The sequence below is a fragment of the bacterium genome (assembly GCA_021372775.1).
Lineage (GTDB): Bacteria > Acidobacteriota > Polarisedimenticolia > J045 > J045 > JAJFTU01.
In genome coordinates this window covers 1-8,057 of sequence record JAJFTU010000029.1, presented here as the reverse complement: position 1 = coordinate 8,057, position 8,057 = coordinate 1, and the positions used below count along the sequence as shown (strand labels likewise).

Genomic DNA, 8,057 nt, shown 5'->3' with positions numbered 1-8,057 from the left:
CGCCGTCCGACGCGTCGTCGTCGAGCGTCAGCGTGGTCTCCACGTAACGGCCCGAGAGCCTCGACAGCGCCGCGCCGTCGCCGCGCAGCGCCGCCACCTCCGCCTCGATCCCCGCCAACTGCGCGCCGTGGATCCGCCGATCGGCCGAGAACGACTGCGCCGCGAGCCGCCGCTCCAGCGCGGGGCGCGCGAGGCACTCCGCGATCAGGTACGGGTCGTCGCCCAGCGCCGCGAACAGCTCCCGCAGCGTTTCCGGCGCCTTCGTGCCGCGGACCATTCGGTCGATCTCGCCCTGCAGCAGATCCGCCGTCGCCGGCCGCCGCCAGTAGTCGGCGAGGAGGCTCGACGTCCGGAGCTCCGCCTCGACCTTCGCGCGCAAAGCCGCGTCCGGAAGCACTTCAGCGAGCGACGGCTTCGGGCCGGGGTTCTCCTTCGGCCACGCGCGATGGTTCCAGCGGACCTGCTCGACCGCCCGCCGGCATTCGACGCGCTGTTCGAACGTGAGCGGCGCGCGCTCGCCCGCCGAGGCGGCGCCCGCGCAGACCCAAGACAACAGCAGCGCGGCGGCCCGCGCGGCGAAGAGACGAGCTCGGACGGTCATGGGGATTCCCCTTGCAGCCACATGCGCAGTCCGCGGCGCCCGCGTCCCTCGATGCGAACAGCGCCGTGTCCACAACGACCTGACGACGACCTGCGGTTGGCCCAGTCGCGACTTTTCGAGACCGGCGCCAGTCTACCGCCGCTCGAACGCTTCACGACGACGGCGCCGGGCGACAAATTGCGCCGCGCGAACGATCGACCGCGGTCAGGAGGGCCGCGCCCCCGCGCCGCCCCCGATCGACCGCGGCGCGGGCTTCGTCGGAAGAACCGCTCTTCGCCGAGCAATGGTGCCGCTCAACCTGTTCGCCGCCGGACCAGCCCGGCACGTCCTCAAACGGAACCGGCTCCGGTGCGGCCGGCGGCGGCACGACGACGTACTCCGGCGTGGCGCGCCCCGTCTCAGGCTGGCGGTCCAACATCGCGGCAGGTTCGACGATCGTCGAGCGGCGGGCGTCGAGACGGTGGATCAACGACACTCGTCGCCGGGCGGGTCGCAGCACGGAATCTCGAACGTGATCAGGCAAGTAAGCAGGATCCGCACAAGTGAGCTAACGTCCATAGCGCGCCTCCCCCCGCAACGGGCTCGTCTCCGCCCCGTACGCCCTCGTCGGCCCCCCCCGCGCCCGCGGAACCTCGATCGCCGCCGCGGCGCGACGCGCTTCGCGCCGCCCCCCGACGCCTGTCGCAGCGACGCGATAGCTCCCACTGGTCCTCTCTTCCGCAGGGCGTCGGCGTCACGAACGCCCACCTGCGGCCGCACGGTTCTTCAGGCGGTTGGCCCTGCATCACGTGATGAACCGCGTCCGACGATGCGCCCGCTGACCTCTCACGCGGCGTTCCCCGCCGGTCCGGCGTTCGCGTCCCGCTGCCGGCACGCGTCGGGGAGTCCCCGCCGCTGTTCGACGGTAAGATATTCTCTGGAGTCACAGGTCCGTGGCCAGCAGAGGCACCACGGCGGCCGTGGGGAGACGATGGCGATCGAAGCTCTTGATCTGTTCTCTGGGCCGGGTGGGTTGACGCTCGGATTCAAGGCTGGCGGTTTTCGCCCAGTGCTGTCGGTCGAAATCCGACCCGAAGCGGTCGAGACGTACCGGACTCACACACCCGACGCCAAGCACTTCGAGGGCGATATTCGAGATTTGGACCTGACGGCGTACCGAGGTTCCGCACAGGTAATCTACGGCGGCCCTCCTTGCCAGCCGTTCTCGACAGGTGGGCTTCGGAAGGCACACAAGGACGAGCGGGACATGATTCCCGAGTTCGTGCGCGCCGTGAAAATCGTTCGCCCTGACGCCTTCGTAATGGAGAACGTGCCCGGCCTGATTGTGCCGGATCGCGTCGACTACCTGCATGGTGTGGTCGGTCAGTTCCAGCGGCTCGGGTATACAGTGACGTGGCGTGTTCTGAACGCCGCATATTACGGCGTCCCTCAGAAGCGGCAGCGTCTGTTCGTGGTCGGGATGCGGGGGCGGACATACCGGTTTCCGCGGCCCACTCACGGCTCAGAGGCGTCGCTACTACCGCTTGTAGCATCCGGGACCGTGATCGGCGCGGAACCGATCGGGGAGCCACCCAACTGCCCCGTCAAGTACGCCAAGTTCCCGGATCTCCGGCCTAGCCCCTACGCAGGGCACGTGTACAACGGGGGCGGACGCCCGATCAACCTCAGCGCGCCGTGCCACACAATTCTGGCGTCGGCAGGTGGGTACAAGACGCACTGGGTGGATACGCTTAACATCGCTCCCGAGTACCATGCCCACCTCTTGCGTGGCGGCGAGCCCCGTGAGGGCGAAGTGCCAGGTGCACGAAGGCTCACGATTGAAGAGTCTGCGCTCCTTCAGACTTTCCCCCCGGACGTGAAGTTCGCCGGTTCCCGCAGTGCGCAATACACGCAAGTCGGTGATGCCGTACCGCCCCGGCTAGCCGAGCACATCGCGCTGGCCCTGTCGCAACAGCTTGACCGAGCCGCTGACTCGGATAGAGAATTCCTTCCCCCAGTTCCACTTACGGGAAGACTCTGGTGAGCGGTGGCCAGCAACGGGCGAGAAGGTCGGAACCGACACGTCGAAGAAGCCGTAACGAAGGCGATTGAGCGCGTAGACGAGTTCATCAACGGGGCGAAGCTCGTGCTTCCGAAGCCGGAGCACAGGAAGGTATGTGACCTCCAGCTTAGCGAAAGCGGCGGAAGCGCGAAGACGGCGGCACTATTCTTCGCGTTCTACGCACTGGCTGATCCAGATTGGAACAAGGTGCAGATTCCGACCGGGCTTCGCGGCGAGTACGGTGACAAGCGGCTCGCAGCAGAGTTGACCCGTCGTGATGTGACGATCCACAACGCGATCACAGCCTTCGGCGAAAACCTCGGCTGGAAAGGCAACGTCGAGAACGTTCGGCTTTCAGCCGATCCTCACTTCGACAAACTCGCCGAGATCCTGGCGAAAGCGACTCCGCAGGAGATTCGACTGGTTGCGGACTACTTTGCGGAGAAGTTCGCCCAGTCCCGGCGGCCCACAGCGCCCATGCCGCCGGTGGGCAGCGATGTCCTGACGTTTGCGCGAGCAAAGAATTTATTCGAGCAACTCCTCGACCTGCCAACCCAAGGGCACGTCCAGCAATTCCTAGTAGCCGCGATGCTGCACGTACATCGTCGCCGGCACAGGCTGGAAATCCGGACGCACCATCCTCACGGTGCAGACAAGGCTTCCGGGAGCGCAGGTGATGTGGAGGAGTTGAGTGGCGGCGCGGTGGTGGGCGCGTACGAGGTGACCGTCCGGCCGGACTGGAAGAACCGGCTTCCAGATTTCAAGGACAAGATGGACCGGTTCAAACTGTCGAAGTACATCATCATCGCCTCGAAGGTGAATTCGGACGATGAGTTAGCCGTCCCTGCTAAACTGATCGCGTTCCTTTCCCCAACCGGGCGGGACATTGCCGTCGTCGATATCCATGATTTCGCGATGGTGATGGCGGCGGAATTGTCCGCATCAGAACTGCGGGATGTCGTCAACAAGGCATGGGAGTACCTGTGTCAACCGGACTTGTGCAACCGATGTGATTTCCAAGATTCCTACCGCAAGGTCGTGAACGAGTTCCTCGACGACGTCAGCGCGATCTAGAACCAGGATGGCGGACAAGCTGCACCGCTCATCGCGCGCCTACCTGCCGTTACCGCGCTACCTCGAAACGCGGCGTGCAGGTTCGCGAGTTCCTCCGTATCCGGTCACGCATCGTGCAGGCTGCGCTACAAGCCCAGCGCGTGTCCTCGTCGGCGTGTCGGGTCAGCGCGACGATTCCGTTATCCGACAAGACCCTCGCATGCAAGGAATGAAGCCAGCACGGTCTCGCGCGCGCCGAGACAGCTACGTGAAGAACCGCCCTGAGAGCATCCGCGATTCGTCGTGAGCGACGTCCGCTGATCCTTGGTCAGGCGCGGTCAATCTTCTTCTCCATCAGGACGATTCAACGGACGTGGCAAGGTCTCAACGAAGCCGCGCGACGCCCGTTGCCCACCGCTGGCCACGCGCGGAGGAGGCCCGCATCGGGACTGGAACCCACTTCTGACACTTCGGGTCCCGCCGAGTCAGCGTCTTCTTCTGCAAGCCGATCTTCTCGGCTCGGGACTCTGTCACATCGGTTAGCCGTCGCCCGCAGCCGGGCAGCATCAACTCGATCGCCTCTGCCAACCGCGGCTGTGCGGCATTCAGGATCGCTGCCATCTGGACAGGCGTCAGCACGCCGTTCTTCCGGCGGGGGCTTTGGGCTCTTCACGAGTTGGAGGAACTCAGCAGGGTTCCCAGTGAGGAGGTCCTCGCTACCGAGCCAAGTCACGAACTGCCTCAGGCGCGAGGTCCCCTGCCTCTGCGTTTACCCGGTCGGTCTGCTGCCCGTTATTCTCCGTCCGGGCGAGGATGGCCGCGCGAAACCAGTTCACCACGCGGCGGGTGATGCCTCGAACCTGCAGTGTGCCGAACGCTGCAGAACGTCGGGTGCTCGCGTCGGCGACGACGCGTCCTCCGTGTACCATTAGCCTATTCGGCATCATAGTCGGTGCGCGCAGGCTGTTCCTTCTCGTGCGCGCTAATGCGAGTCAGAGCTCCCGCCACGAGCGGGTCAGTTGCACACCTGCGGTCACGGATGCCGCCAGTACATTCCTCCTGCGATCTCGGCCTAGCGCTCGACACGCCTCGCGGCAGCCTGCGCGGGAGAAGTCTTCCGGTCGAGGCCCCGCATTCGGCGCCCCGTGTGCGGACATCCTCCCATTTCGGCTTCGGCAGCCCCGGAACGTCGCGGGCGGTGAGAACCGTCGTGGTGCCGTTCTTGTTCCGGCGCTCGAAGACACCCGGCAGCGGCTTCAGTGACGTCGAACGAGCCATCAGGCCTTCCCTTCGCCGAAATTGGCGCGGGAGGCCTGCCAAAGACGTGTTGTTCGGGAGTGGACGAGCGCGACTTCTGAGGTGGCAAGTTCGCGCGACTCGTAAATGGTCGGGGTGCCGAGATTTGAACTCGGGACCCCCTGCTCCCGAAGCAGGTGCGCTACCAGGCTGCGCTACACCCCGACCTGATGGACTGCCGCGCGGCGCGTTCCCCGCGAGGCCGGAAGAACATATCCGAAGGGGTCCGCGCTGTCAAATCTCGCGGGGCGAAGAAACGCGCGCACGACGGCGAAACGACGCGTCAGCGCTTCGCGGCGTCGTCGGCGGCGAAGCCGTAGCGGCCGATCAGCGGGACGAAGTCCACGGCGCCGTGGTCGGTCTCGCGCAGGCGCGCCCCCTCGCGCTCGATCGCCACCAGCCGCTGCTCGGCGCCGCGCGCGAGCGGCATCACGAGGCGGCCGACGTCCTCGAGCTGCCGCAGCAGCGGCACCGGCACCTCCGGCCCCGCGGCGGTGACGATGATCGCGCGGTACGGGGCGTTGGCCGCCCAGCCGTAGGTGCCGTCGAAGTGCTTGATCGAGACGTTCAGCAGTCCGAGGTCGGCGATCCGCTCCGCCGCCTCGCGCGCCAGTTGGGCGTGACGCTCGACCGAATAAACGATGTACCCCATCGCGCCGAGCACCGCGGCCTGATAGCCGCTGCCGGCGCCGATCTCGAGCACCCGACTCTTGTCGGGCGAGTTCACCAGCGCCGACATGCGGGCCACGGTCGAGGGGGCGCTGATCGTCTGCCCGAGGCCGATCGGCAGCCGCACGTCCTCGTAGGCCTTGCCGCGCAGCGCCGGCGAGACGAACAGCTCCCGCGGCACCTGCCCCATCGCGTCGAGCGTCCGCCGGTCGCCGATCCCCTGCGCGGCCAGCTTCTCGACCATCTTCGACCGCACGGTCTCGAACGGGTCGAAGCGCTTCAACGCTCCCCCTCCAGCCGCAGCGACCACCCCTCGACGACCGGGAGCGCGCGGTGGAAGGTCAGGTCGGCGTGGAGCGGCGTGACCGAGACGAACCCATCGGCGACCGCCGCGTGGTCGGCCCCCGGCTCGGCGCGCCACGCGTCGTTGAGCTCGACCTCGAACAGCCCCTCGGCCTCGGCGCCGTTGCGGCCGAGCGCGACCGGGGCGGCTCGCCGCCCCTGCCGCGCGGCGCGGACGCCGCGCGGGTTCTTCGGGATGTTGACGTTGAGAAAGGCGTCGAGCGGCAGCCCCTCGCGGAGCGCCTGCGCCGCGAGCGAGACGGCGATCGCCGCCGCCTCGGCGAACTCCTCCGGACCGGCCTCCCAGCCGGCGGAGAAGGCGAAGCTCGGCACGCCGAGGAGCCGCGCCTCGAGCGCCCCGGCGACGGTCCCGGAGTAGGTCAGGTCGTCGCCGAGGTTGTAGCCGGCGTTGACCCCGGAGAGGACGGCGTCCGGCCGGGCGTCGAGGAGCTGGTAGAGGGCCACGTTGACGCAGTCGGTCGGCGTCCCGTCGAGCGACCAGCGCCCCGCCCCGCGCGGCCTCGCCCGCAGGGCGCGACGGATCGTCAGGGCGTGGGACATCGCCGACTGCTCCCGCTCCGGCGCGACGACGCTGACGCGGGCGAAGACGCGCTCCGCCGCCTCGGCCAGGGCGGCCAAGCCGGGGGCGTCGAAGCCGTCGTCGTTCGTGAGCAGAACGTGGCCGGAGGAGGTCATGGGTTCTCCGAAGCGGACCAAAAGGTTAGTCGGCGCGGGGCGGCCGGTCAAAGCGGGACCGGCGGAGGCCGGGAATCAATACAGAATCCGGCTTCATACTTGACAGGAAAATCCAGTATTCTTAAGATTCCCCACGGAGACGAGCGATGAAAGTCACGGCCCAAGAGGAATACGCCATCCGCTGCCTCAGCCAGCTGGCCAAGGGCGACGCCAAGACGACGATCGGACAGATCGCCGCCGCCGTGGGCCTCTCGGACGAAAACACGGCGAAGATCATGAGCCGCCTGCGCCAGCTCGGCCTCGTCCGGTCGATCCGCGGCAAGGAAGGCGGCTACGTCCTCGCCCGCCCCGCCGAGGAGATCTCCATCGCGGCGGTGATCGAGGGGATGAGCGGCGGGCTGTTCGAGCTGGAGCGCTGCTCGGGGGCCAACGACGGCCAAGGGTGCGCCTACCACGGCGACTGCGGCATCCGCCCGGTCTGGGTCACCTTGGGCGCGGTCGTCCACGACTTCCTCGACTCGATCTCCCTCGCCGACCTGCTGAGCGGCGAGATGAACGTCAACGCCCACGTCACCCAGCTCGCGGCCGAGATCGACCGCACGCGCGTCGCGCCCCGCCGCGGGGCGCTTTTGCCGGCGCTGCCGGGCCGACCGTGACGGCCGGCCCGCGGAGAGAGACGACCCGATGAACCAGAACGACACCGCCCCCCTGCTCGAGGCCCGCGGCGTGACCGCGGAGATCGACGGCAAGCAGATCCTCAAGGGCGTGGACCTGACGGTCCGCCCCGGCGAGGTCCACGCGATCATGGGCCGCAACGGCTCCGGGAAGAGCACCTTTTCCCACGTCGTGATGGGGAACCCCAAGTACGTGATGACCGGCGGCGAGCTGCTGTTCGAGGGCCAGCCGATGGCCGGCCTCGCCGTGGACGAGCGGGCGCGCCGCGGGATCTTCCTCTCCTTCCAGTATCCGATGGCGATTCCGGGCGTCACCGTCGCCAACTTCCTGCGCGCCGCGACGCGCGCGGTGCACGGCGAGTCGCTCGGGGTGAAGGAGTTCCGCCGCCTCGTGCAGCAGAACATGGAGCTGCTGGGCGTGGACTCCTCGTTCGCCGCCCGCTACGTCAACGACGGCTTCTCGGGCGGCGAGAAGAAGCGGCTCGAGATCCTGCAGATGGCGTTGCTCCGGCCGAAGCTGGCGATCCTCGACGAGACCGACTCCGGGCTCGACATCGACGCGCTGCGCGTCGTCGCCGAGGGGATCGAGCGGATGCGCGCGCCGGAACGCGGGCTGCTGCTGATCACGCACTACCAGCGGATCCTGCGCTACGTCGCCCCCGACGTGATCCACGTGATGATCGAC

The 8,057-nt window shown here is 67.6% G+C and carries 8 protein-coding genes and 1 tRNA gene; 4 read left to right on the top strand and 5 right to left on the bottom strand.

Going from position 1 to position 8,057, the window contains the following annotated elements; translation table 11 throughout:
- Together LLG88_01085 and LLG88_01080 are read right to left on the bottom strand one after the other, a co-directional pair.
- A partial coding sequence (locus LLG88_01085) for a hypothetical protein (GenBank protein ID MCE5245503.1) occupies positions 1 to 601 on the bottom strand: 601 nt, incomplete at its 3' end.
- A 151-nt stretch (positions 602 to 752) separates the two neighbouring features.
- A complete protein-coding gene (locus tag LLG88_01080; GenBank protein MCE5245502.1) occupies positions 753 to 1,070 on the bottom strand; it encodes a hypothetical protein in 318 nt (105 codons plus the stop codon).
- 501 nt (positions 1,071 to 1,571) lie between these two features.
- On the opposite strand from LLG88_01080, the gene LLG88_01075 reads away from it, so the two are divergent.
- Entirely contained in the window at positions 1,572 to 2,624 is a 1,053-nt protein-coding gene (locus tag LLG88_01075; protein MCE5245501.1) for a DNA cytosine methyltransferase, read from the top strand.
- Positions 2,625 to 2,627: 3 nt separating this feature from the next.
- Positions 2,628 to 3,716 (top strand): hypothetical protein, encoded by a 1,089-nt coding sequence (locus LLG88_01070; GenBank protein MCE5245500.1) that lies wholly within the window; start codon positions 2,628 to 2,630, stop codon positions 3,714 to 3,716.
- 1,363 nt (positions 3,717 to 5,079) lie between these two features.
- On the opposite strand, the gene LLG88_01065 is transcribed toward LLG88_01070, so the two are convergent.
- The 3 genes from LLG88_01065 to surE form a co-directional block, all read right to left on the bottom strand.
- A tRNA-Pro gene (locus LLG88_01065) sits at positions 5,080 to 5,156 on the bottom strand.
- A gap of 118 nt (positions 5,157 to 5,274) precedes the next feature.
- Positions 5,275 to 5,943 carry a protein-L-isoaspartate(D-aspartate) O-methyltransferase gene (locus LLG88_01060; protein MCE5245499.1) on the bottom strand — a complete coding sequence of 223 codons (669 nt, stop codon included), beginning with the start codon at positions 5,941 to 5,943 and terminating at the stop codon, positions 5,275 to 5,277.
- Positions 5,940 to 6,698: a 5'/3'-nucleotidase SurE gene (surE, locus tag LLG88_01055; protein MCE5245498.1), complete on the bottom strand. Its 759-nt coding sequence runs from the start codon at positions 6,696 to 6,698 to the stop codon at positions 5,940 to 5,942. The genes LLG88_01060 and surE overlap by 4 nt, the downstream gene beginning before the upstream one ends.
- Positions 6,699 to 6,844: 146 nt before the next feature.
- Between surE and LLG88_01050 the strand changes: the two genes are divergently transcribed.
- Together LLG88_01050 and sufC are read left to right on the top strand one after the other, a co-directional pair.
- On the top strand, positions 6,845 to 7,354 hold the full coding sequence (locus tag LLG88_01050; protein ID MCE5245497.1) for an Rrf2 family transcriptional regulator: 510 nt from the start codon (positions 6,845 to 6,847) through the stop codon (positions 7,352 to 7,354).
- A 28-nt stretch (positions 7,355 to 7,382) separates the two neighbouring features.
- Positions 7,383 to 8,057, top strand: a 675-nt coding sequence (sufC, locus tag LLG88_01045; protein ID MCE5245496.1) for a Fe-S cluster assembly ATPase SufC, incomplete at its 3' end; no start/stop codon positions are given.

What these genes read in the sequence shown, in the direction of transcription:
- surE (MCE5245498.1), bottom strand. Translation starts at nt 6,698, where the DNA reads ATGACCTCCTCCGGCCACGTTCTGCTCACGAACGACGACGGCTTCGAC.
- LLG88_01050 (MCE5245497.1), top strand. Translation starts at nt 6,845, where the DNA reads ATGAAAGTCACGGCCCAAGAGGAATACGCCATCCGCTGCCTCAGCCAG.
- LLG88_01075 (MCE5245501.1), top strand. Translation starts at nt 1,572, where the DNA reads ATGGCGATCGAAGCTCTTGATCTGTTCTCTGGGCCGGGTGGGTTGACG.